17 protein-coding genes are annotated in these 21,829 nt (G+C 50.3%); 9 read left to right on the top strand and 8 right to left on the bottom strand.

Annotated elements, in window-relative coordinates:
* Positions 1-71 precede the first annotated feature (71 nt).
* From AC55FS_RS15760 to AC55FS_RS15750, 3 genes are all read right to left on the bottom strand, one after another.
* A complete protein-coding gene (locus AC55FS_RS15760) occupies positions 72-2,177 on the bottom strand; it encodes a M64 family metallopeptidase (RefSeq protein ID WP_496933215.1) in 2,106 nt (701 codons plus the stop codon).
* A 577-nt stretch (positions 2,178-2,754) separates the two neighbouring features.
* The gene (locus AC55FS_RS15755; RefSeq protein ID WP_496933214.1) at positions 2,755-4,020 is read right to left on the bottom strand and encodes a metallopeptidase TldD-related protein; all 1,266 of its coding nucleotides are present in this window, start codon (positions 4,018-4,020) and stop codon (positions 2,755-2,757) included.
* On the bottom strand, positions 4,020-5,378 hold the full coding sequence (locus tag AC55FS_RS15750) for a TldD/PmbA family protein (protein ID WP_496933213.1): 1,359 nt from the start codon (positions 5,376-5,378) through the stop codon (positions 4,020-4,022). The genes AC55FS_RS15755 and AC55FS_RS15750 overlap by 1 nt, the downstream gene beginning before the upstream one ends.
* Positions 5,379-5,903: 525 nt before the next feature.
* Here AC55FS_RS15750 and AC55FS_RS15745 point away from each other — a divergent pair.
* Positions 5,904-7,337 (top strand): hypothetical protein, encoded by a 1,434-nt coding sequence (locus tag AC55FS_RS15745; RefSeq protein ID WP_496933212.1) that lies wholly within the window; start codon positions 5,904-5,906, stop codon positions 7,335-7,337.
* Between the two features lie 64 nt (positions 7,338-7,401).
* Here the strand turns inward: AC55FS_RS15745 and AC55FS_RS15740 are convergent, their stop codons facing one another.
* A complete protein-coding gene (locus AC55FS_RS15740; RefSeq protein ID WP_496933211.1) occupies positions 7,402-8,940 on the bottom strand; it encodes a right-handed parallel beta-helix repeat-containing protein in 1,539 nt (512 codons plus the stop codon).
* Between the two features lie 199 nt (positions 8,941-9,139).
* On the opposite strand from AC55FS_RS15740, the gene AC55FS_RS15735 reads away from it, so the two are divergent.
* Positions 9,140-11,344: an OsmC domain/YcaO domain-containing protein gene (locus AC55FS_RS15735; protein ID WP_496933210.1), complete on the top strand. Its 2,205-nt coding sequence runs from the start codon at positions 9,140-9,142 to the stop codon at positions 11,342-11,344.
* A gap of 26 nt (positions 11,345-11,370) precedes the next feature.
* Here the strand turns inward: AC55FS_RS15735 and norR are convergent, their stop codons facing one another.
* Entirely contained in the window at positions 11,371-12,951 is a 1,581-nt protein-coding gene (gene norR / locus AC55FS_RS15730; RefSeq protein ID WP_496933209.1) for a nitric oxide reductase transcriptional regulator NorR, read from the bottom strand.
* A gap of 324 nt (positions 12,952-13,275) precedes the next feature.
* On the opposite strand from norR, the gene AC55FS_RS15725 reads away from it, so the two are divergent.
* Positions 13,276-14,349 carry a GGDEF domain-containing protein gene (locus AC55FS_RS15725; protein WP_496935979.1) on the top strand — a complete coding sequence of 358 codons (1,074 nt, stop codon included), beginning with the start codon at positions 13,276-13,278 and terminating at the stop codon, positions 14,347-14,349.
* 30 nt (positions 14,350-14,379) lie between these two features.
* Here AC55FS_RS15725 and AC55FS_RS15720 read toward each other — a convergent pair whose 3' ends face one another.
* Positions 14,380-15,216 (bottom strand): CAP domain-containing protein, encoded by an 837-nt coding sequence (locus AC55FS_RS15720; RefSeq protein WP_496935978.1) that lies wholly within the window; start codon positions 15,214-15,216, stop codon positions 14,380-14,382.
* A 68-nt stretch (positions 15,217-15,284) separates the two neighbouring features.
* Here AC55FS_RS15720 and AC55FS_RS15715 point away from each other — a divergent pair, with 68 nt between their 5' ends.
* Positions 15,285-16,979, top strand: a complete 1,695-nt coding sequence (locus AC55FS_RS15715; protein ID WP_496933208.1) for a DUF4153 domain-containing protein — start codon at positions 15,285-15,287, stop codon at positions 16,977-16,979.
* A gap of 133 nt (positions 16,980-17,112) precedes the next feature.
* On the opposite strand, the gene AC55FS_RS15710 is transcribed toward AC55FS_RS15715, so the two are convergent.
* Both AC55FS_RS15710 and AC55FS_RS15705 read right to left on the bottom strand, forming a co-directional pair.
* On the bottom strand, positions 17,113-17,742 hold the full coding sequence (locus AC55FS_RS15710) for a DUF4291 domain-containing protein (protein ID WP_496933207.1): 630 nt from the start codon (positions 17,740-17,742) through the stop codon (positions 17,113-17,115).
* A gap of 195 nt (positions 17,743-17,937) precedes the next feature.
* Positions 17,938-18,069: a hypothetical protein gene (locus tag AC55FS_RS15705; RefSeq protein ID WP_496933206.1), complete on the bottom strand. Its 132-nt coding sequence runs from the start codon at positions 18,067-18,069 to the stop codon at positions 17,938-17,940.
* Positions 18,070-18,662: 593 nt separating this feature from the next.
* Between AC55FS_RS15705 and rpsP the strand changes: the two genes are divergently transcribed.
* The 5 genes from rpsP (at position 18,663) to AC55FS_RS15680 (ending at position 21,681) form a co-directional block, all read left to right on the top strand.
* Entirely contained in the window at positions 18,663-18,914 is a 252-nt protein-coding gene (gene rpsP / locus AC55FS_RS15700) for a 30S ribosomal protein S16 (protein WP_094060205.1), read from the top strand.
* A gap of 28 nt (positions 18,915-18,942) precedes the next feature.
* Complete coding sequence (gene rimM / locus AC55FS_RS15695; RefSeq protein ID WP_496933205.1) at positions 18,943-19,482, top strand: ribosome maturation factor RimM; 540 nt, start codon at positions 18,943-18,945, stop codon at positions 19,480-19,482.
* A gap of 3 nt (positions 19,483-19,485) precedes the next feature.
* Positions 19,486-20,253 carry a tRNA (guanosine(37)-N1)-methyltransferase TrmD gene (gene trmD, locus AC55FS_RS15690; RefSeq protein ID WP_496933204.1) on the top strand — a complete coding sequence of 256 codons (768 nt, stop codon included), beginning with the start codon at positions 19,486-19,488 and terminating at the stop codon, positions 20,251-20,253.
* A gap of 11 nt (positions 20,254-20,264) precedes the next feature.
* Positions 20,265-20,618: a 50S ribosomal protein L19 gene (gene rplS, locus AC55FS_RS15685; RefSeq protein ID WP_496933203.1), complete on the top strand. Its 354-nt coding sequence runs from the start codon at positions 20,265-20,267 to the stop codon at positions 20,616-20,618.
* 199 nt (positions 20,619-20,817) lie between these two features.
* Complete coding sequence (locus AC55FS_RS15680) at positions 20,818-21,681, top strand: DsbC family protein (RefSeq protein ID WP_496933202.1); 864 nt, start codon at positions 20,818-20,820, stop codon at positions 21,679-21,681.
* Positions 21,682-21,829: the final 148 nt, after the last annotated feature.

Below are 21,829 nucleotides of genomic sequence, written 5' to 3'. Positions count from 1 at the left end.
GTGAGTTGTCGCTTTAGTGCCGTTAAACCTGTGGCATACAGGTTTAACGGTGTTGTTACAGGCTGGTAATGTTATGGAACATCGACTCTCAGCCAATTACTCGCTTCGCCATTGCCACATGAGTTGCTGGCATAAACGCGGTAATAATGTGTTGAGCGTGCGGCGCTGAGGTTGATAGACGTTGATCGACTTTGCTGATGATCTTGCCATTGCCAACCGCTCCATTTTTGCACGGTATACGAGCTGGCGTCTTTGGCGGCGCTCCAGCTGAGAGTAAAGCTACCGTTCGATGGCGTTGTGGCCGTTGGTGTGCCCGGTACCCCAGGAGCTTGCGTACAATCACCGTCACCACTCAACTCTATGGTGATGTAATCTGATGGCTCTGAATCCCCACAGCTGTTTTGTGCGGCGACTCGTACCCATTGTGAACTGCCGGCCGTCAGATCCGTTGCGCTAGCGCTGGTGTCTGGGGTGGTTGTTAAGGTATCCCAGCGCGAGGCTGATTCGTTCCAAAGTTCAACGCGATAGCTATTGGCGCTATTGGCGCTGTTCCAGGCAATCGCAAAGAAGGTATCACCCACGTCGGTGCTGCGCAGCCCGGTAGGCGTAGATGGAGCCTTGTCGCAGTCTGAGCCGGAGTCACCGAGTTTGACCGTCCAGCTGTGCTGGGCTTGCAGTAATTGATTTGGATCTTTTTTTACCCGTGTGGTTTTATCAGCAGCCATGGCCTTAACGCGGTAAACCCCTTGCTGATATTGACTGCCGTCAAAGGTAAATCGACTACTATCACTGACTTTTTGATCGTTCACGTACCATTGATTGTTCACGCTAGACGATAGTGTATTCACCAGGGTGACATTAAATGCTTGCGATTCTTTAGGATTCAAATTGATGGTTGTTTGGCTAGGCATAACGGCATCAATAACATCGACATAACCATACAGGCGGCGAATAATTTCACTTTCGTTGACGGCAAAAAACGGCTGCCCCAGCTCCTTCATCATGGAATTACTGCTGGGACGATACATGCCTTGTGCACAGTACATGGCGCCCTCATAGACGCCAATATTGGCATCGACGTCCGACCAATGGCGCCATTTGGCACCGGATGAATCTGCTGTCGCATTGGCATGGTCGGGTTCATACACATTGCAATTACCATAAGTGTATTCGTCCGCCAATTTGGCAAAGCTATGTGCTAGCTCATGCAGTGCTAAATCTATAGTTTGCGACGCTAACGACATGGTGGCGACCTGACCGCCTGCACCGCCATATTTTTCTGTGTTGACCACCACCAAGACTTTATCCATGGCATTGGCAGGCATAACCGATCTTAGATAGCTAAGTACTTTATCTTCATTGACGCAGAGTAAGCGTTCAATGTTGTAGCAATTAAAGTAGGCTCCAAATTTTGTATCGATGGGAGAACCATTGCCTGCTCCACTTTGATTGCTAGCGACTTCTACTCGCCAGACGTTAAAGTGGTTTTTATATTCTTTATAAATGTCTTCTTCAAAATAGCCATCGACGATGCCTTGTACATCGCTCTCAAACTTCTTGAGATCACTGCTGGTATAGCCCTCAGACAGTACCACCAGATCAGCTCGGTTGGCAGAATCGCCGGTTTTGAACACGCTGAAAACACCATTGGCCGCAAGCGCTGACTGGGGTGCAGTGGTGTTCGTGGCATCCAGTTGACTGGTTTTTAGCTCAATATTGTGCCATGGCTGAAAATGGTAACCATCGGATTTTTTACTGATGGTATTGATTTCGAGTGTGTGAATCGCACTTTTCGATGGGATATTAATACGTAGGGTTGCTGATTTTTTGTGTATTGTTTTCGCTGTTTCTATTTTTCCACTTTCTGGATCAAACGACTCAGCATGCAGCAGCAGAGGGTTGTCCGCTACCTGTCGGTATACCTGGTTACCATCGACATCTTTACCAATAATCATCAGTTGGTCGCTAGAAGTGACGGTATCGTCTTGGAAGTACTTCGCCTGTTTCTCCACGACATTGACAATGCTAGCAGGCGTAATAGCCATCGTTTCTGTGGGATTAATGCCATGAGCATCTTGGTGTTGCAGTTTGATGTGGACTTCGGTTATCGGTTCGGCTGTGGTAGCCGCTGCTCCGCACAGCAGTAATGCTAGTAATACGCTGTTAAATGACTTCATTCTCTGCCTCCTATCAGGCAAAAAAGCATGGACGTCATTGGCATCAGTGCTTACTGATGGCTGGGGCTTACTCTCACTAGGGCCTGTTACCACTGTTTCGATCATGCTGCTATGAACTGAAAATCCCTCAATTAAGGCGCGAAGAGTGATGTTTAACGAGTTAAACCACGCTCCTCATGCCTCACCCAAGAAGAAGCTGACGTCCAGCAGCAACGCGCTAAATAGTGTTCACAGGCCCTAACAGCCCTTAGTACAACATCCATGTCTGGTTTGGATGAGCCCGGGCGAAACACCTCCACTGCATCGGGTGAACATCAGTTAAGCAGAATGAGAAGCGGTTTTAATACGAAGGGTGGCGGATTGATGATAGTGTTGTGATGCAAGGTCTTTTTATAACCTGAGGGTGTGTTGTGAGTATGGGGAATTGCCTTGCTGAGAAGTGGCTCAACAACACATCAAAACAACACAGCACAACACGCCGTCGCGGATGACGGTGGGCTTTTGATTAGTCAGCGCAGCCTAAAATTGTGAGCGGCAATAAAAAACCGGGCACTGCCCGGTTTTTTATTGACTGCGCTTAAGAGAACTTAAGCCCTTTAATTTTTAGCCAAGGCAGCTGATAGGAACCATAATCGGTGACCTCGCGGCTGATGGCGACTATGTCTTGCAACATTTGCGCAACGTTGCCTGTGATCATAGTTTCCGACAATGCTGTGGTACGTTCGCCGTTTTCCAGCAAAAAGCTGTTTTTGATCACACCAGAAAAATCACCATTTGCCGCCGGGCTACCCATCGACAAGCGGCCAACTAAGGCGCCTTTGCTGGTATTGGTAACCATGTCTGTGCGGCTGCTATCGCCACCTTCAATGGCCCAGCCTGAGCTGGTTGGCGTATGTGGCAAATCCAGTTTACGGCTGCCGTAGAAGCTTGGCAGCAGGCAATTTAACTGACCCTTATCGACTAAGGTCAGTGGCTCTGCTACGAAACCTTCGCCATTAAACGGCTCGACGCCAGCGCCTTGTAATTGTTGCCGCACGGTGAGCAGTGGGCTGGCAATCGAGCTGCCAACGGCGTTCTGATAAACAGAGGTGCCGCTAATCAAGGCATAGTCCCCCACCTGCTGCAGCAACCAGCCGATTAAGTCCATTACCGCCATCGGCATTAATACAACATCGCCGACAAATTTCTCGCCCAGCAAGCGGCTTTGTGTTTCTTGCACGCTGTTGGCCATTAAATTGTCGAGCTCAAAATGCTGCAGCAGCTGCTCAGGCAAGGCATCGATGGCACCACCGCTGTAGTTAAACGAGCTGGTGCCATGTTGGTCTTTGCTGGAACCCATCAGGGATACGTCATAACTGCCAATACTGGATTGCAGCTCAGTACCTTTGGAGGTAAGCAAAAGGGTGTGGTCGAGGGTGTGTTTGACCGCCGCTTCTTCAATTTGGAAGGTGGGGTAGTGTTGTTCACGTTCGGCCAATAATTGCTGTGCCGTGCTCGCCAGTGCCTCGCGGTCTACTTGCTGTGGACCTTTTTGGAACTGGCCACTTTGATGCTCGGAGACGGCATTGGCGCTGTCTTGCGGCGCAGTTTTTACGTCGCGCACCATATCCTCAACGACCTGGGCAATGGCGTCATCGTTCAGGCTGGAGACGCTGGCCGTCACCTTGCGCTGATCTTTGATGCCCAATAGCGCCATGGTTTGATTGCTAGTGCTACGCATTAAGCTGGCATGGTTATGCGCCATATTCAGCTCATGGGCCTGGCTCTCATTGATGGTCACACGGGCGTCATCAAAGCCAGCTTGCAGCAACTTAGCGAGTGTTTCTTTAGCCAGAGTGTGCATTATTCACCTCCCAGTTGTGCTTTGGCGCGAATGGCAGGTCCACCCAGTGATACCACCATGGGCTGTTTTTTGCCGCAGTAGCCATTGCACTCCCAATGCATATCGTCGGATACCGCATCCACGGTTTGTAGCATCTTGATGGCAGAGCCAGACATGGTGGTGTCTTTAATGGCTCGGCCCAGTTGGCCATTTTTAATTTCATAGCCGAGGGTGACACCAAACATGAACTCGGTAGTGGTATCGGCTTGGCCATTGCCTGTTTTCATCAGGTAATAGCCGTCTTCGACGTCGGCCAGCATATCTTCAAGCTTACTGTTGCCGGGCAGAATAGCGGTATTGCGCATACGAATCAGCGGCTCGTCGTCCGGTGCATAAGCGCGAGCGTTGCCCGTAGCACGGTTGTTAAACTGAGCGGCGGTTTCTCGGTTGTGCATAAAGTCTTGCAGTATGCCCTGGTTAATTAGGGTGACGTCTTCGGCCGGGGTGCCTTCATCGTCTGCATATACCGGTACCAGCAGCTCCTGGCCGTTATAGCTGTGAGCAAAGTCGACCATGGTAATCAGATCGCTGGCTATGCGCTCACCACGTAAGTCGCCGGTGACTGAGCCGCCCAGCACCAGGTCTGCTTCACACGGATGGCCCATGGCTTCGTGGGCCAGCATACCGGCCAGATCTGCTGCCAATACGATGGTCTGTAAGCCGCCTTTGGCGTGCACAGCTTCACGTTTGGCCATCAAGTGCTCATAAAGCGCGTCCAGGCGCTGCTCAACGGTGGCCAAAGACAGATCCATGTCGGCAAAGCTGCCTTTACCGCTAAAGGCTTCCATTAGCTCCACCGGCTTATCGTCTTTGTCTTTGACGGTCAGTGATACATAACACTGGCCACGGACAATTTCATTAAAAGCACGGGCGCCCTGGCTGTTTTGCACAAACTTGTCGTGACGTTCGTCCATCGAGGCGATGGTGACGGAGGCGACTTCTGAGTAGCGGCGTTTAATCAGCTCGTTAACGGCTTGCTGCCATTCGATAACTTGCTCGCTACTCCAGCGTGGCTGGCAATGAAAGCGATGTTCGCCTTGGTATGCCGCTGTAGGTAACAAGCGATGCTGTCCACCAAAGACCTGCATGGCTTTGGCATTGGCCAACGCGATATTGCTGAGCTCTGCACCAGCCGTGGGTTGGCTGGATGAGGCAAAGCCCCAGTATCCCTGTTGAAAGACACGGGCTGATTGGCCGACGCTATGAGTGCTGTCATTGGCGACCAGATTGCCGTCAACCATGACCAACCGGCGCTTACGCAGCTCGTGGGAGCGGGTTTCGTTGTAGTCGCCCGCTTGGGAGAAATCAGTGAAAGACATACGGTGTTCCTTGCACTAATGCATGAAAGCACAGGGGCTTGCCCGGGCAATTGGCCTGGCATCCGCTGCGCCCTGTTCGTTACCCGGCTATTAAACCAGAGAACTGGGTCACAATGTCAGGGTTCTGAGACGGGTTTTATAGACATAGGCCTGACTACCGTGTCTAGCGTAAGCCCGGGCCTTGTTTTGGTTGCCCTAAAGACCTTGCGCTACAGGCGCACTGTGACTGGCGATGACCCGTGGGGATTGTCTGACAAGGCAATGACCTGTGTTGTTTGCTTATTTCGGTTAACGATCGAGGTCGTGTCATATTGGTCTAGGGAAAAGGAATGAATCGCTTCCATGGGTAGCCATGTCCTTGTCTGCGCACATTTCTGACGCACTTGGCTGACGCGCTTGTCTGATAGCTACCGAGATGCTTATTAGAGTCCAAAGATAAGCCATATATCGGGCTATGCCTGCCGATGCTTGCTGGCTACACTCAGGCGGCCAAATTCCCATGGACTTATGCAAAGGAACTGACCCATGAAAACAGTGTTATTAACGGCGGCAGTGCTGGCCAGTAGCCAAGCGATGGCAGCACCTTATTCCATTACCTATATCGCAAACTCAGCAAAAGTTTCTGCCAATGGCGATAACCCCGACGGCTTACGCGATCAGGTAACGCTCAGTGGCGACACGGCGGGGCAAGACTTTAGCAGCGGGCTCTACACCCATGCAGCAGACGCCGGTGCAGCTGCTCGGGTGGAAGCTTCACTGATCAGTGACTTTGATGGTCGTTATACCGGCACCGTTAGCGCGACGTGCCAGCGCAAATATGATCGCCCCCTTGATGGCCGTCATAACGGTCAGTTGTCGTGTTATGGACGCTGGGAGCACAAGATAAGAAACACAGGACCAGGTAGCATTTCTGTGGCTATGGATGGCAGCTCGGATAAATCATCAGCGGCTAATGACGCCTGGCGAGTGGCTTATCTTGGCGCCAATCTTTCCGTCAATGGGGCTGAGGATGATGTCGTACGTCATGTTAAGGGGGAGTTTGAAGAGGGTAGGAGCTCGATTTTTGTACCGGCGCACCCTGATTACAACTCCATTATTTTCACTTATGGCAACAGCACCAGTGGCGGTATACCCGCGCAAACTCAGGATGCACAGTTTTCATTTCGTTGGACAGTTGATGCAGGCAGCTATCGACTGAACGCTGAATCGGATTCCGACCGTTTACCCGGTGTCGAGCACGTGATTGATGGCAGTAATACGGTGTACCAAATTGAAGGCCGTAAAAAAGTAACATCGGATTTTCTACCGGTAGACATCACTAAAAACTATCAGTTATCGGGTCGGTTTAAGTCGCTAGATGATGACCTGTCGTTTGTTTATTTTGGCATCGAGAGTTACGACGAAAATCTGCAGTTAATCGAATCTTATATGGTCAATCGCTATGGTCGTGATCATCGGGTCTCTTCAGTGAGTGCTGGGGAGATTATCGTGGCTGGCAACATTGATGATTGGGCTGCCAGTGATGCTCCCGCTCATCAGCGGGCGATTGGTATTTACCTTGATGGTGATACCAGCAAGCGCCCTGATCATTATGTAATGTACGATCTCGATCAAACCTACAGTACGGACCCCAGTGCCGGTGCCTATGGTCATGTTGATGGCGGAACAATTAGCCTAAATCATGCGTTGCCCGCAGAGGTTATGGCTGCCATTGTGCCTGGTGTCAGTGTGGTGAAAAATCACCGCCAAAGCAGTACGCATATTTATTTGCATGGCGCTGATGTCGCTCAGCAGTGGACAGCAGTCGAAGGTCAGTTAAGTGGTACAGCATGGACTAATCGTCACGATGCATTTCGTCCACAAACGCGTTATGTGAAAATTTATGTGGCGGGTAACTGGCAGGGCGGCGCTACAGAAGCCTTATTGTTTGATGATTTGCTGCTTGAACAAAGCCAGTGATTAAGGTGTTGCCGGGCAATATGCCTTGCCCGGCAGCTGCTGTAGTGCCACTGAATAAGCCAAGTTACTGGCGCCTGCCCGTTGCTTCACAGGGGCTGCCAGCGGGTAAACGATATTCGTTATCCAAGATCAGAGTTTGCTCTAATGACTGGTTGTCATAACCGGCTGCTTGCCATTGGCTCAGTGACATTTTTGCACCTTTATTGCCAAAGGTATCGGAGCTGAAATAATCGATCAGAAAATCTGCATTAGAGTTGTCGAAGCAATTGTCATATGACGTTAGGTGAATGCCTTCATCATATTGCTGGTTACTGCCGTATACCCATATATGGTAAGCGCTGTTTTTAATCAAGTTGTTGTGTACTTTGGCATATTTTGCCCCCAGGCCGAAGGCATCAAAATAACTGCCGTCGTTGGAACCCTGGTTTAATACAATGGCGCTATTGACCAGGGTATTGTGGTGAATATGCACGTCCTGGGTAAAGGGTGGGCGAGTACCGTCTTCTTGATGCACCGCAATGCCACCGTTATTGGTGAACAAATTGTCGTATATTTCGCTGCGGTTTTGATTGGTGTAAACCCCTTGTTTACTGAGCTGGTCAAAGTGGTTGTTATAAATACGAGTGTAGCCACCACGCCCGGTTTGCGATTCGCCATGTTTATAATACATACCGCCGCCTTCACCATAAAAATGATTGTGGCGTACGGTTGTATCAATGGCTTGGAACATTTTCAGGTAATAACCTGTTTGGCCGTTGCTTTTAGGCAAATAGTCGTGAAAAGTGGAGTTCTCGATAATCACATTTTTGTAACTTTGAATATAAACAAAGCCAGAGTTGTCATGATAGTGAATCTGGCGAAAGGTCATTCCATCTAGGGTGATGTTTTCTTCTGGTACATCCCAGCCGATACGCATACCCTCGTTAAAGCAGTTTTCGACGGTTAAATCTCGAAATTCCAAATGTGATTGACCATCAACCAAGATACAACGGCGCTCATCATCACCGCGAATAATGGCGTTATGCCCCGGATAGCCTTGAATGCGGATGGGTTTTTCTACACTGGGCTCAGAAGCAAAACGGAAATATTTATTCAAGCTGAGAATAAAGGCATCGGCATCGCTGGATGGGTACTGCTGATAGACGCCCTCGGTCAAATACAGCGTATCACCGGCGTGCAATTGCGGCAGCAGTGCGGTCAGTGAGCCTGGGTTGTTTGCGCTTCCATCACCAGTGCCCTGGGGTGCGGCATAAAAACAGCGAGAGCCGCTGCTGGCATTGCAAGTGTTGGCACTAATGGCGGGTGTTTCGACATCACAGCTGGAGTCATCAGAACTGGAATCGTCAGAGCTGGAGTCGTCAGAACTGGAGTCGTCAGAGCTGGAATCGTCAGAGCTGGAATCATCAGAGCCAGGATTGTCTGAAACAGAGCTGTCCGAGTCACTGCCTGTATCATCATTGACTGGGTTGGTAACGCTATCGCTGTTGCCACCTTCGTCACCATTGCTGCCTTGACTGCCGCAAGCGGCCAATGCCAGTGAGATTGAGAAGGCGAGGAGCGATCGATTTAGTATTGATGGAGAGATCGAGCGAAAGGCGTCCATGTCTGACTCCTGCTAGGCCGGCGGGTGAATGTGATCTGGCCATTTAAACCTTAGGTGCTGGTTGTTTTCTGAGCGCTTGCTCACACAATAGTCATTGCCTGTCTCTTCTTGAAGCGAGACGTGGCCGGTAAAAACTGGATAATAGCGCTCCAATGGGCTGGCTGTGTCAGCAAAGTGTTCTGCAAATCCGGGTGTTAGCATGCAAATCAAGGTCAACTTTCTCGACAATCTTCGACTGGAAGCCAAGTTTGACGACTTTACCGTTGTCACCGACCAGCCGATTCGATACAAGGGAGACGGCACGGCGCCCAGTCCGTTTGACTACTTTCTGGCATCGTCAGCCTTGTGTGCTGCTTACTTTGTGAAGGTATATTGCGTCGCCCGTGATATTCCCACCGAAAATATTCGGTTATCGCAAAACAATATTGTTGATCCGGAAGACCGCTACAACCAGATTTTTAAAATCCAGGTCGAACTGCCCGATGATATCTCCGATAAAGACCGTCAGGGCATCTTGCGCTCAATTGAGCGTTGCACGGTTAAAAAAGTAGTGCAAACCGGCCCTGAGTTTGTCATCGAAGTGGTCGAGAACTTAGATGAAGATGCGCAGGCTTTGTTGATGGGGGCGCCAGATGCGCAGCAGCAAACCTTTATTGCCGGTAAAGATAAACCGCTAGAGCAGACCATTGCCCAAATGACCTCCTTGCTGGCGGGCCTTGGCATGAAAATCGAGATCGGCTCCTGGCGCAATATTGTGCCGAATGTGTGGTCGTTGCATATTCGTGATGCCGATTCGCAAATGTGCTTTACCAATGGTAAAGGTGCCAGCAAAGAAAGTGCGTTGGCGTCGGCTTTGGGCGAATTTATGGAGCGCCTTAGCTGTAACTTCTTTTATAACGATCAGTATTTTGGTGAAGAAATCGCCAATGCTGAGTTTGTGCATTACCCCAATGAGCGATGGTTTAAGCTTCCAGAAGACGACTCTCTGCCTTCGGGGTTATTAGATGAACACTGCCTAGCAATTTATAACCCAGACGGTGAGTTGCAAGCGTCTCATTTAATCGATACTAACTCAGGTAATGTTGAGCGTGGCATTTGTGCGCTGCCTTATCAGCGCCAGTCCGATGGCGAAACGGTCTATATTCCGTCCAACCTGATTGAAAACCTGTTTTTAAGCAACGGTATGAGTGCCGGTAATACTTTGGCAGAAGCTCAGGTGCAGTGCTTGTCAGAGATTTTCGAACGCGCCGTTAAGCGCCAGATTCTGGAGCAGGAACTGGCGTTGCCGGATGTGCCTGAGTCTGTGCTTGAGCGTTATCCTCATATCGTTGAAGGCATTCAAGGGCTGGAGCAGCAGGGCTTTCCGGTATTGGTAAAAGATGCATCGCTGGGCGGTCAGTTCCCGGTGATGTGTGTGACCTTGATGAATCCGCGCACCGGTGGCGTATTTGCTTCCTTTGGTGCTCATCCCAATTTTGAAGTCGCACTAGAGCGCAGTTTGACGGAATTATTGCAAGGTCGCAGCTTTGAAGGCTTAAACGATATTCCGGCGCCGACCTTTGAAAGTCTGGCGGTGACCGAGCCCAATAATTTTGTCGAGCATTTTATCGATTCTACCGGTGTGGTGTCGTGGCGATTTTTCAGCAGTCAGGCTGATGTCGACTTTGTTGATTGGGATTTCACCAATGGCGGTACGGCCACTAATGAGCAAGAGGCTAGCGCGTTGTTCGCTATTTTGGCGGACATGGGCAAGGAAGTGTATATGGCCACTTACCATGAGTTAGGTGTGCCGGCGTGTCGAATCTTGGTGCCTGATTATTCTGAAGTATATCCGGTGGATGATTTGATTTGGGATAACACCAACAAGGCACTGTACTTTCGCGACGATATTTTAAACTTACATCAGCTTGATAATGATCAGCTTCAAGCCTTGGTGGAGCGCTTAGAAGACAGCGAGCTGGATGATTACACCGATATTATCACCCTGATCGGCGTTGAATTTGATGACAACACGGTATGGGGAGACTTGACGGTATTAGAGCTGAAATTGCTGATTTATCTGGCGCTGGGTCAGCTCGATTTGGCGCAGGAATGCGTCGAAGCCTATTTGCAGTACAACGACAATACCGTCGAGCGCAAATTGTTTTATCAAGCGATGCAGGCGGCGCTCATGGTAGAGCTGGATGACGAGCTAGAGCGCGAGCACTACCAGCACAACTTTATTCGCATGTACGGTGAGTCGCGCATGCAAGCGGTGTTCGGCAGTATTGATGGCGACGTGCGTTTCCATGGCTTAACGCCCACTAACAATAAGCTCGAAGGCATCGATAAACATCAGCGTTTATTGGCTAGTTATAAAAAGCTGCATGCCGCCAGGGCCGCTGCTTACTTTGCAAAGAACTAAGCGGTCTAAGTGAACCTCTGAATTTTTCAGAGGTTCGCAGTGTTGATTACGCTTTTTTTAACGCTGATACCTAAACGGCTCGCCAGTCTGCATAAGTTGGCTCGATCGACTTGCAGGCTGCGTGCTGTTGCAGCCCAATTGCCCTGGTGCTGCTGTAAGGCTTGTAAAATCATTTGTCGCTGAAAGTCTTCGGTAGATTTTTTTAACCCCAGGTCTGCAACGGTGACCTCGGTTGTGTTGGCTGGCGGTGTGGATATTGTTGGCTGGCTTTGCTCAGGTAGCAAGGCGTCCAAGTCCTTTGGCTGAATAATGGTCATGGCGCCGTGCGCACGGCCGCGAGCGCGTAGGGCGGCGCGGCTGATGCAATGTTCCAATTCTCTGACATTGCCTGGCCAGTGGTAATGATTGAGTTGTTGCTGTGCTGTTGCGGCCAGCTTGAGTTGCTGTAATCCTAACTTTCGGCGCATACGCTCAATAAAATAACCGCTTAATAAGGTGATATCGTTTTCCCTTTGACGTAACGGCGGTACCGCAATCGGGTAGACGCTCAGTCGATGATATAAGTCGGCGCGAAAATTTCCTTGCTGTACTTCGTGCTGCAAATCCCGGTTGGTGGCGGCAATAATGCGTACATCAACCTGTATGGTGGCATCTTCGCCCAGCGGTTGAATTTCATGATTTTGCAGCGCACGCAATAAGGTACTTTGCACACTTAATGGCAGCTCGCCGACTTCATCTAAAAATAACGTACCACCACTGGCCATGGCGAACTTGCCCGCGCGTGATTGATGGGCGCCGGTAAAGGCTCCTTTACGATGACCAAACAATTCACTTTCTATTAGGTTTTCTGGCAACGCGGCGCAGTTGACATGCACCAAAGGACCATCGGCACGGGACGACTGTTGGTGCAGCGTGCGCGCAACCAGCTCTTTGCCAGTGCCGGTCTCGCCGATAATCAAGGTGGTCATATCGGTATTGGCAACCAGGGTGATTTCTTGTTGCAGTTGCTGCATCGCTGGGCTGTCGCCAATTAATTCGCCGCCGTCCTTGGTCAGCGCCTCTTGGGTGAGTTCGCCGACCACGGCATGAGCATGGTGGGCGCGCTGCTGCCAGTGTTGCAGTAACAGGGTGTTATGTACGAATGCACTGATCATGGTGCTGATCAGCTCCAGCGTGCGCTGACTCAAATGTTCAAATTGGCCAGGTGTCAGGCTATCTAGAGTTAATAGGCCGATCAGCCCGTCATCGGTCAGCAACGGCAGTCCCATGCAAGAGTGCACAGGAAGATCGTCTTCGGTTGCGATTAACAGGCCATCGTATGGGTCTGGCAGTGGGCTATCTTGAGCAAAACGCACAGGTTTACCTGCTTGGCAGATGGCGTCAAATCTAGGCTGCTCAGCGATGACAAAGCGCCTTCCCAAGGTATCTTGACTCAGTCCTTGCATGGCGACAGGTTTGAGCTCGTCCCCTTGGCGTAACAGCAGCACAATGGCATCGCACTGAATCAGCGCGCGGATATGGCTGACAAGGGAGTTAAATCCGTCTTCCAGTGGCTGCTGGCGGCTTAACGTCAGAGCCAGATCCAGTAAGGCTGTGGTGCTTGGCATGGCGAGTCTCGGCTGCGTGCTGGGTATTGGGTTGGATAAAGTGAGTGTATCTCGACACTGGGTTGGATAGAAATCATTGAGTCAAAGCGACTTTTTAAGGGAAGAGTCAAAATGACATCATTGATGTTGCTATTTCCTGCTAAGCTATTGAAATATATTTTCTATGTAACTCTGGCCAAACACTGTAGACGCTTTTGCTTTCAATTAGCTGGCGGGTTTTGTTCAAAGGTCAATACGATGAGTAAAAGGGCTGTGCCAGTGCTGTTGTCAGAGGGGATATTGTCAACAATACTCTCAAAGAGCCTGGCCAGAAAACGATCTGTGATGAAGTTAGCTGCCGTAATGACATCTGCCGATGAGGAAGGCAGCGATCGCTTGTTTCGAACCCTGATGAAGCAGGTGGCTGTGGTGGCTGGCCTTACCCACGTGGCCTTTGGCTGTTTGTTTTACTGGCACAATGTTCCTTGGTTGGCCCTGGTCAACGTCTTTAGCGTAGCCCTCTATGGGCTGGTATTTGCGTTAATGCGAAGTGATCGCAATACCTTTTTTGCCTGGAGCTTAGTGGTGGTTGAAATCATTGCCCATGCTCTGCTGGCAGTATTTGGGGTGGGCTGGAACAGTGGTTTTCACTTCTATTTAATGCTGATCCCTCCCGTTATGATGGTGAGTCCGTTAAATGATGCCCGCACCAAGATGCCAGCTGTGGTGGCGATGGTGGCGTGTTATGTATTGATGGACTATTTCCTGCGCCAAGCGGACGCCACTTTTTATATGCCCGCCGCAGTACTGGATAGCTTGTATTATTTTAATCTGGTCGCTGTGCTGGTGATTATGGCGTTTCTGGCTTGGCTGTATTATCGCCTGGTGGTTCACAATGAACGACAGTTGAAACACTTAGCCACGACGGATCCGCTAACGGGTTTGCATAACCGGCGCAGCTTAAGTGCTCTGGCGCACACGGAAATAGAGCACATGCAGAACCTGCAAAAACCTATGGCTGCTTTATTGTGTGATTTGGATCATTTCAAACAGATCAACGACAGTTATGGCCACCAGGCCGGAGATGATGTACTGAAAGCCTTTGCGCAGTTGCTGTTGCAATCGAGTCGCCACGCAGATCTGGTGTCGCGCTGGGGCGGGGAAGAATTTTTGCTGTTATTGCCGGGCACGGCAGCGAGTGAAGCCAAAGTGGTGGCGGAACGTATTCGTCAACGCCTGCTAGAGATGGAGGTGGATACCAATGGGCAGCCACTGAAGGTCAGTACAACCATAGGAATTGCTGAACTCAGAGCCGGCGACAGTTTGGAAAAACTGCTGGCTCGGGCAGATGAAGCCTTGTATCGAGGCAAGGCTGGCGGTCGCAATCAGGTCGCTACGGCGTCCGCCGAGGCTCCTTAGCGGAGCCTTATAAAAGTCGGTCGTTAATCCTTAACGGGGGCGGCCGAAATTCTGCACCCAATAGGTCGGATAATCAGCCGTGCTGGTCTTTACCAAGGCTGCGCCTATTTCGGTGTAGGTGGCGCTCATGATATTGCGACAGTGGCCGGGGCTATTCATCCAACCGTCCATCACGCTGCTGACATTTGCATAACCGGCGGCGATATTTTCTCCTATGCCTGACCACTGATAGCCCGCAGCATCGATACGGTCTCGCATGCTCAGGCCATTGCTGCCGGTATGGGAAAAGAAGTTATTGTCGGCCATATCATCAGCATGGGCTTGTGAACTCGTGGTCAGTTGGCACTGCCAGCTGAGTGGGCCGACGGCAGGCATAGTGTCATCTCCACACTGGCGAGTCTGACTGCGGTACTGGTTGAGACTGTCGAGCATTTCCTGCCCCCATTCTGGCAGGCAGGCTATCGAAGGATTGTTAGTATTGCTGTCGTCAGATCCACCAGAGTTCGAATCGCCGGAGTCGGTATTGTCGCCTGAGCCTGAGTTGTCGCTTGAACCTGAGTTGTCGTCAGTGCCATCAGAGTTAGAGTCAGTATCACCGGAGTCTGGGGTGTCGTTAGAGCCACCGGAGTTTGTATCGCCGGAATCGGTATTGTCGCTTGAACCTGAGTTGTCGTCAGAGCCATCAGAGTTAGAGTCAGCATCTCCAGATCCTGAGCTATCGCCGCTATTGGAGTCATTGCCCGTACTGTCTTCAGCAGGCGGTGTCTGGCTGTCGTCGTGCCCACCGCTGCCACCACTGGATGATCCACCGCAAGCGGATAGGGCCAGACTTAATAGGACGATTTGAGGTATATATAAAATCTTCATACTCACAAGAGTACTGCAGTTAGCCGTGCTCGACTGGTAAAACGCTCACATTTTATTCAAGGAATGGTATGACAAGCGTTACTTCCTCCCTTTCTGTATCACAGCGCTATGGCTTGATGTTGCTTGCCCTGTTTCAAGGTGTTTTGTTATATGGGTTGCAACAGTCTCTCGAAGCCAAGGCTTGGCCTGCAACGCACCATCCTGTTTTATATGCCGCTTACGCGATCTGTGTGGTCGCTCCACTCTTTATCACTTTATTGTTTGGCACTATTCACAAACGAGCCTTATTGAGCTGGAGTACGGCCTTACTATTGCTAGTGACTGCCATCAGTGCCTACACCGGCTCTCAATTACAGCCAGTGGAGCAAGTACGAGATGGCGGTGCCACGGCGCAACTGGTGTTGAGCGTAATGCTGCTTTCTTTTATCGCCCTTGTCTTGGCTCAGACGGGCTGGCGAACCGACTTGTCTGTTAATCGGCAGCGTGTTAGCAGCAGTTGGCACTATGCTTTATTGCTCGGCTGTGCCGGTCTATTTGTACTGGCGGTGGTGGCGCTGTTGTTACTGTGGGCGGCATTGTTTGAAGCAATTGGTATCGATTTTTTTGAAAATCTATTTAGTGAAAGCTGGTTTCTTTATCCGGCTTTGGCATTAGCCAATACAGTGGCTATTTTACTGCTGCGCGAGCGTGAATCGGTATTTACGGCGTTAGGGCACTTGCACACCTCGTTAATGCGTTTGTTGCTGATATTAGTGTCGGTTATCACCATTTTATTCGCCGTTTCGCTGCCTTTTACCGGTCTGGAGGCTTTATGGAATAAAGGTGGAAGTACGTTAATTTTGTGCTTGCAGGCATTGGTGTTGTTTTTGCTCAATAGTGTGTATTTAAGTCACATATCTCAGCCCTATAGTCGCCGTATACAGGCTGTGGTTGTGGTGGCGTTGTTAATTATGCCGGTGTACAGCCTGATTAGTGTGTATGGCTTGTCTGAGCGCATTAGTCAGTACGGATTAACGGTGACTCGGCAATGGGGGCTCATCATTTGGGCTATGTTGGCGTTATTGGCGGTGGGCTATGCATTGAGCTGGCTGCGTTGGCGCCAGCACTGGGTAGAGCACATTGGCCGTATTAATTTGTTGGTCGCGCTGTTGCTTATGTTGATCCTGGTATTGGCTAACAGCCCTTTGCTGGATCTACGCCAGCAGGCTGTTAACAGTCAACTGGCCCGCTGGCAGAGCGGCAGTATAGAGGCAGTTGAATTGGATCTCGATTATTTGGAATACGATCTAGCACGGCCCGGATTTTTGGCACTGCAGCAATTGCAACAGGAGCTAAAACAAAGGCATCCAGCCATGGCGTTAAGCATTTATCAGCGACTACACCGAACTGAGGATAAAGCCAGCCCCGAGCTGGTACAGCAAGCCATCAATGGCTCTGAGCAGGCACCGGCTGAACTGCTTGACAAACTTCAGCAAGATTTGTCGGGCGACCAGTGGCGCCAACAGGCAACCGCCTGGCGATTACAGCCATTGGATGCCAATGCAGACGGTCAGCAGGAATTCTTATTGCTCGGGCATCATGCTCATGGTCAGCAGTTAACCCTGTATTATTCTGACAATGGGCAGTGGCACAGTCATGATGTGCAGGTGCATAACTACGAGCCGCAAGCGAAGCCGGTGCGACCAGAAGACGAAATTCAGGTGATCAAACCAGACTGGATGGACATTCAAATGGGCGGCCAGCGCTTTAGGGTGATGGACTAATTGATAAGCGGGTGCCTCGTGCTGAGGCACCTTGTTAGACCGCTTTAACACCCTATGATTAAGGCGCTTTGGCTGGTGTGAATATATCCAGAGAGGTGATGAGCAATATAAGGCTTTTGTTCGAGCATTACTTTTAGCTCAATAAATGTTGCTCAAGTTCAGAGCTGATATCGAAGCAACGCTCTGTTGGCAGTAAACGCTCGGCTTTTATTCGCTCACCCTTAAGTACATGCTGGTGGATTGTCATTGATAACTCGGTGACATCTTCTATGTGTTGGGTCCAATCATGCACATAACGCTCAACGGCATCGCCGCTAAGGCCAATTTGAATGGCTCGATAGGGCAGTGGTTGTAACTCAAGGTCACGTTCTGGATCCCACTGAATGCGCACTGGCGTATTTTGCTTGAGCTGTTGCCAAGTGTGCTGGCACTGGAAATGTTTTGCTTGGTGGCTCAGCAAGCTGTGTTTCAGTGCCCAAAGAAATCCCTCAATTGAAATGTCTATTGCTAAAATTCGGCACTGATTGTCGTCTTTTTTTGCCCAGCCTGAACGGTACATGGTCCATAAGAACGATGGTTTAATCCAGGTCATGCGCTCCATTTTAAATGGCGGCGATTGAAATTTCCCATGTTCAAGTGCTGAGTCGGCTATGGCTTGGTTAAATGCCTGATACACTCGAATTGTCTTGCTGTTGTAATGGGCTCGTATTTGTTTTTCGGGGATAAGATTGTTGTTAATCATAGGGTGGTGATGATAAGTCATCGCCTTATTGTTAACAGACAGGAATGTGTAAATATTATTTGATTGCCCGATAACTGCTGTTGCTCAGTTTACGACGCTTGCGAGCAGGCAACTCAATCTTGATCCCAGCTGCGGGGGCGTTTTCGCTTACGACTTGTTATTGCCAGTGGGCTTTGATGGCAGAGCCAAAAATGGGCTCCCGTAGGAGCCTTGCCTTTATGCCGCTTTTTTCAGCTTTTTCTTCAGTTTCTTCAGCTTGCCTTCGTGTTTGGCAATTTTTTCTTTACGCGCCTTGATGGCTTTTTTCAGGGTTACCACTTTCTTATCGGCTTTCTTCTTCTTCGACATGACTGTCTCCTTGCTGTCATTGAAATGGTGGGCCTTCGATCCTGCTCAACAAGGGCAGGCAAGCCATCACCCGGGATCTCGGCAAAGGGGGCGCTAAGCGTCTCACGCCTTCGCCGCGGCGCGAACAGCAGCTCATGTTGATTGCTGAGCTGCTGTAGCCCGATAGTACAAGCTATCTTGCTGTTGGCGTTTATACAAGGTATTGGCAGCATTCTCCGCAATGTCATGGCCCTAGTGTGTGGGGCGTGGGTTTGGCGATGGGGTTTGGCGATGGTAGGTGCTGGGCCTATCCAAACGAGCGGACAGCTTTCCTGTCATATGCGACATTTATGCGAATCAGGCGGCTCAGAACAGCCATCCAGTCGCGCCAAGATGGCGTAAACATTTACTCGGCGGCCGTTTACGCATACAATTCGCCACCCTTTTTAGGCCTTTTCTCAGTGTTTATGGGCGTAAGCCGCATGAATACTGGGGAGAGATGTTGAACGGTGGGCGATATTAAAACCCGCCACCGGGATGTTCGGACACCTTCATTGCTGGCAATGTCGGTCTGATGTTCCCGCTTGATAAAACGATCGGAGTAGATCTTTTTTATGGTAGTTATTCGTTTGGCCCGTGGTGGCTCTAAAAAACGTCCTTTTTACAGCATCAATGTAGCGGACTCTCGTAACCCTCGTGACGGTCGCTTTATCGAGCGTGTGGGTTTCTTCAACCCGGTTGCTCGTGGCCAAGAAGAGCGTCTGCGTGTTGATTTGGAACGTGTTGAGTACTGGATGGGCAAAGGTGCTCAGCCAACTGATCGCGTCGCTAAGCTGCTTAAAGACGCTAAGAAAGCACAGGCGTAAGTCGGGCTTTCTGTTTAAGAGGTAAATCATGTCGACAGCGCATGCGGCGGCACAGGACCTGACCGTTCTGGGAAAAATTACCACCGCATTTGGGGTGAAAGGCTGGGTTAAGGTGTATTCCTACACTGACCCCATGGCCAGTATTTTTGATTACCCCAGTTGGTTTGTGAACATTGATGGCCAGTGGCACACGATAAAAGTGCGTGAAGGCAAACCTCAGGGCAAAGGCTTGGTAGCGGCACTGGAAGGTGTCAACGATCGGGATGCAGCGCTGGCGCTGTCCCAGGTCGAGATTGCCGTTCCTACCGCAGATCTGCCTGAGCTCGATGAAGATGAACATTATTGGTTCCAGTTGCAGGGCCTTAAGGTGTTTCACACCGATGGTCAGTTGCTGGGGCAGGTGAAAGAACTGTTTGATTCCGGCGGTGGTAACCAGGTCATGGTTATCAGCAGCACCACTGACAGCATTGATAGTCGTCAGCGTATGGTGCCTTTTGTCGGAGCGATTGTTCTTGAGGTCGATCTGGAGCAAGGTCAAATCCAGGTGGACTGGGATCCGGATTTTTAAACGGTGTGGTTTGGTGTTGTTAGCCTGTTTCCCGACATGTTCCGTGCTCTGACTGAGCATGGTGTCAGTGGTCGGGCAGTGAAGCAGGGCAAGGTCAGTGTGACCTGCTGGAATCCCAGAGATTACGCTTACGACAACTATCAAACCGTTGATGATCGACCCTATGGTGGTGGGCCAGGCATGTTGATGAAAATTCAGCCCCTGGAAGAAGCCATAGTGGCAGCCCGACAAGCGGCAGATCAGCAACCAGGAAAACCCGCTAAGGTGATTTATCTATCACCACAGGGGCGCAAGCTGGATCAGCAAGGCGCTTTGGAGCTGGTGCAACAGGATAAGCTGATTTTGGTCGCTGGGCGCTATGAAGGCATTGATGAACGCCTCATTGAGAGCGAGATCGATGAAGAGTGGTCGATTGGAGACTTTGTATTAAGTGGCGGTGAAATGGCAGCCATGACCTTGATGGATACTGTCATTCGCCTGGTGCCTGATGTGTTAGGTCACCATCAATCCGCTGAGCAGGACTCCTTTATGGATGGGCTGCTGGATTGTCCACATTACACCCGCCCTGAGCAGTATCAGGGACGTGTGGTGCCAGAGGTGTTACTCAGTGGCAACCACGAAAAAATCCGGCGCTGGCGATTAAAGCAATCGCTGGGACGCACCTGGGAGCGGCGACCAGATTTACTCGACGCACTGGAACTGAACAACGAGCAACAAACGTTATTGACAGAGTATCTGAGCGAGCGCGAGCAAGCCTCTTCAGACTGTTAAGGAGCATACAAATGAGCAACAAGAACTCAATCATTCAGCAGATTGAAAACGCACAGCTGAAAAGCGACGTGCCAGCGTTCGGCCCGGGTGACACCGTTGTCGTACAGGTTAAAGTAAAAGAAGGTAACCGTGAGCGTCTGCAGGCGTTCGAAGGCGTGGTGATCGGTAAGCGTAACCGTGGCCTGAACTCAGCATTCACTGTGCGTAAGATCTCTCACGGTGTTGGCGTTGAGCGTACTTTCCAAACTCACAGCCCGTTGGTTGACAGCATCGCTGTTAAGCGTCGTGGTGACGTACGTCAGGCGAAACTGTACTACCTGCGTGAGCGTAGCGGTAAATCTGCACGTATCAAAGAAAAGGTATAAGCCTTTTTGCTTTGATGTTTGCTGTGAAAAAGCGGGCCCTTGGGTCCGCTTTTTTTATGTCTGACGATTTCTATAGGTCTCGCTTGTGCGGAACTTCTCTGTTTGGTGCTGCTCTAACTGTTTGGCTCGTGATTGTCGCTATAGATGTGCATAATGACGGTGAACTCTATGCCTGTCTTTTAAGGTTAAAAGGTACTTCATGAAAAAAACAATTCTGGCTGCCGTAATGGGTTTAACGCTCAGCACCGCGGCATGGGCAGCAGAAACTAAGGTTTCTACGCAGGAGCAACAAAAGTCTCAGATAGAGCAGCGCCTAGTCAATGCATTTGGTCCTAGGTTACAAGTCAAGGAAGTCGCCCCGGTCGCCGTTGGCCAGATGCTGGAAGTAATCCTGGTCGATGGTTCAACCATACATATGACCCCGGATATGAGCTTCTTTATTTATCGTGATGAGCTCTATCAATTGGCCGAGTCTGGCCCGGTGAACATCACCCAAAGTCGCTTAAACCCTCGTCGTGCTGAGCAATTGGCGGCTGTGAGTAATGATAAAACTGTGTTCTTTGCTGCTGAAGGTGAGCAAAAGGGTCTGATTAACGTCTTTACCGACATCGACTGTGGCTATTGTCAAAAGCTGCATCAGGAAATACCGCGTTTGAACGAGCTGGGTATCAGTGTGCGCTACTTGGCTTATCCACGTGCCGGCGTTAAAAACCCGCAAACGGGCGCATTGACGGATTCTTATCGTAAGATCAACTATGTCTGGTGCCAGGATGACCGTAAAGAAGCCATGACGGTTATGAAGAGCACGCAGCGTGAGCTGGGAATGCTGGCTCAACGTATGCGTAGCGGTGATGCTAAGCCGCAGCAGAAATTTGATGATATGCGCCAGCAAATGGAATCTATGTTGGCGTCTAGCAAAGATTGCGGTGCTCCGGTAGCAGCGCAGTATGAACTGGGGCAAGGGCTTGGTGTAAATGGTACGCCTGCCATTATTACCGAAGATGGGCGTTTATTCCCGGGTTATATGCCTGCTGATCAGTTAGCACAGCGATTGTTTAACTGATTCTCTTCGCGCTGGTTTTACGGTTGTAGGTCGGTTAGCTCAATGATTGTTTAATCGATTTCCTCTGGGCTGGTGGTTTACCAGCCCGCTTCCCTTTCCTTGTATCACCGCTGTAAAGGCTCCTTGTTGATTTGGTGGTGGTGTCAGT

The sequence above is a fragment of the Bacterioplanes sp. CLAM21 genome, assembly GCF_059641015.1.
Note: the sequence above shows the minus strand (reverse complement) of the source record. Positions and strands in the feature narration are given on the sequence as shown.

What these genes read in the sequence shown, in the direction of transcription:
- AC55FS_RS15760 (WP_496933215.1), bottom strand. Translation starts at nt 2,177, where the DNA reads ATGAAGTCATTTAACAGCGTATTACTAGCATTACTGCTGTGCGGAGCA.
- AC55FS_RS15755 (WP_496933214.1), bottom strand. Translation starts at nt 4,020, where the DNA reads ATGCACACTCTGGCTAAAGAAACACTCGCTAAGTTGCTGCAAGCTGGC.
- AC55FS_RS15750 (WP_496933213.1), bottom strand. Translation starts at nt 5,378, where the DNA reads ATGTCTTTCACTGATTTCTCCCAAGCGGGCGACTACAACGAAACCCGC.
- AC55FS_RS15745 (WP_496933212.1), top strand. Translation starts at nt 5,904, where the DNA reads ATGAAAACAGTGTTATTAACGGCGGCAGTGCTGGCCAGTAGCCAAGCG.
- AC55FS_RS15740 (WP_496933211.1), bottom strand. Translation starts at nt 8,940, where the DNA reads ATGGACGCCTTTCGCTCGATCTCTCCATCAATACTAAATCGATCGCTC.
- AC55FS_RS15735 (WP_496933210.1), top strand. Translation starts at nt 9,140, where the DNA reads ATGCAAATCAAGGTCAACTTTCTCGACAATCTTCGACTGGAAGCCAAG.
- norR (WP_496933209.1), bottom strand. Translation starts at nt 12,951, where the DNA reads ATGCCAAGCACCACAGCCTTACTGGATCTGGCTCTGACGTTAAGCCGC.
- AC55FS_RS15725 (WP_496935979.1), top strand. Translation starts at nt 13,276, where the DNA reads ATGAAGTTAGCTGCCGTAATGACATCTGCCGATGAGGAAGGCAGCGAT.
- AC55FS_RS15720 (WP_496935978.1), bottom strand. Translation starts at nt 15,216, where the DNA reads ATGAAGATTTTATATATACCTCAAATCGTCCTATTAAGTCTGGCCCTA.
- AC55FS_RS15715 (WP_496933208.1), top strand. Translation starts at nt 15,285, where the DNA reads ATGACAAGCGTTACTTCCTCCCTTTCTGTATCACAGCGCTATGGCTTG.
- AC55FS_RS15710 (WP_496933207.1), bottom strand. Translation starts at nt 17,742, where the DNA reads ATGACTTATCATCACCACCCTATGATTAACAACAATCTTATCCCCGAA.
- AC55FS_RS15705 (WP_496933206.1), bottom strand. Translation starts at nt 18,069, where the DNA reads ATGTCGAAGAAGAAGAAAGCCGATAAGAAAGTGGTAACCCTGAAAAAA.
- rpsP (WP_094060205.1), top strand. Translation starts at nt 18,663, where the DNA reads ATGGTAGTTATTCGTTTGGCCCGTGGTGGCTCTAAAAAACGTCCTTTT.
- rimM (WP_496933205.1), top strand. Translation starts at nt 18,943, where the DNA reads ATGTCGACAGCGCATGCGGCGGCACAGGACCTGACCGTTCTGGGAAAA.
- rplS (WP_496933203.1), top strand. Translation starts at nt 20,265, where the DNA reads ATGAGCAACAAGAACTCAATCATTCAGCAGATTGAAAACGCACAGCTG.
- AC55FS_RS15680 (WP_496933202.1), top strand. Translation starts at nt 20,818, where the DNA reads ATGAAAAAAACAATTCTGGCTGCCGTAATGGGTTTAACGCTCAGCACC.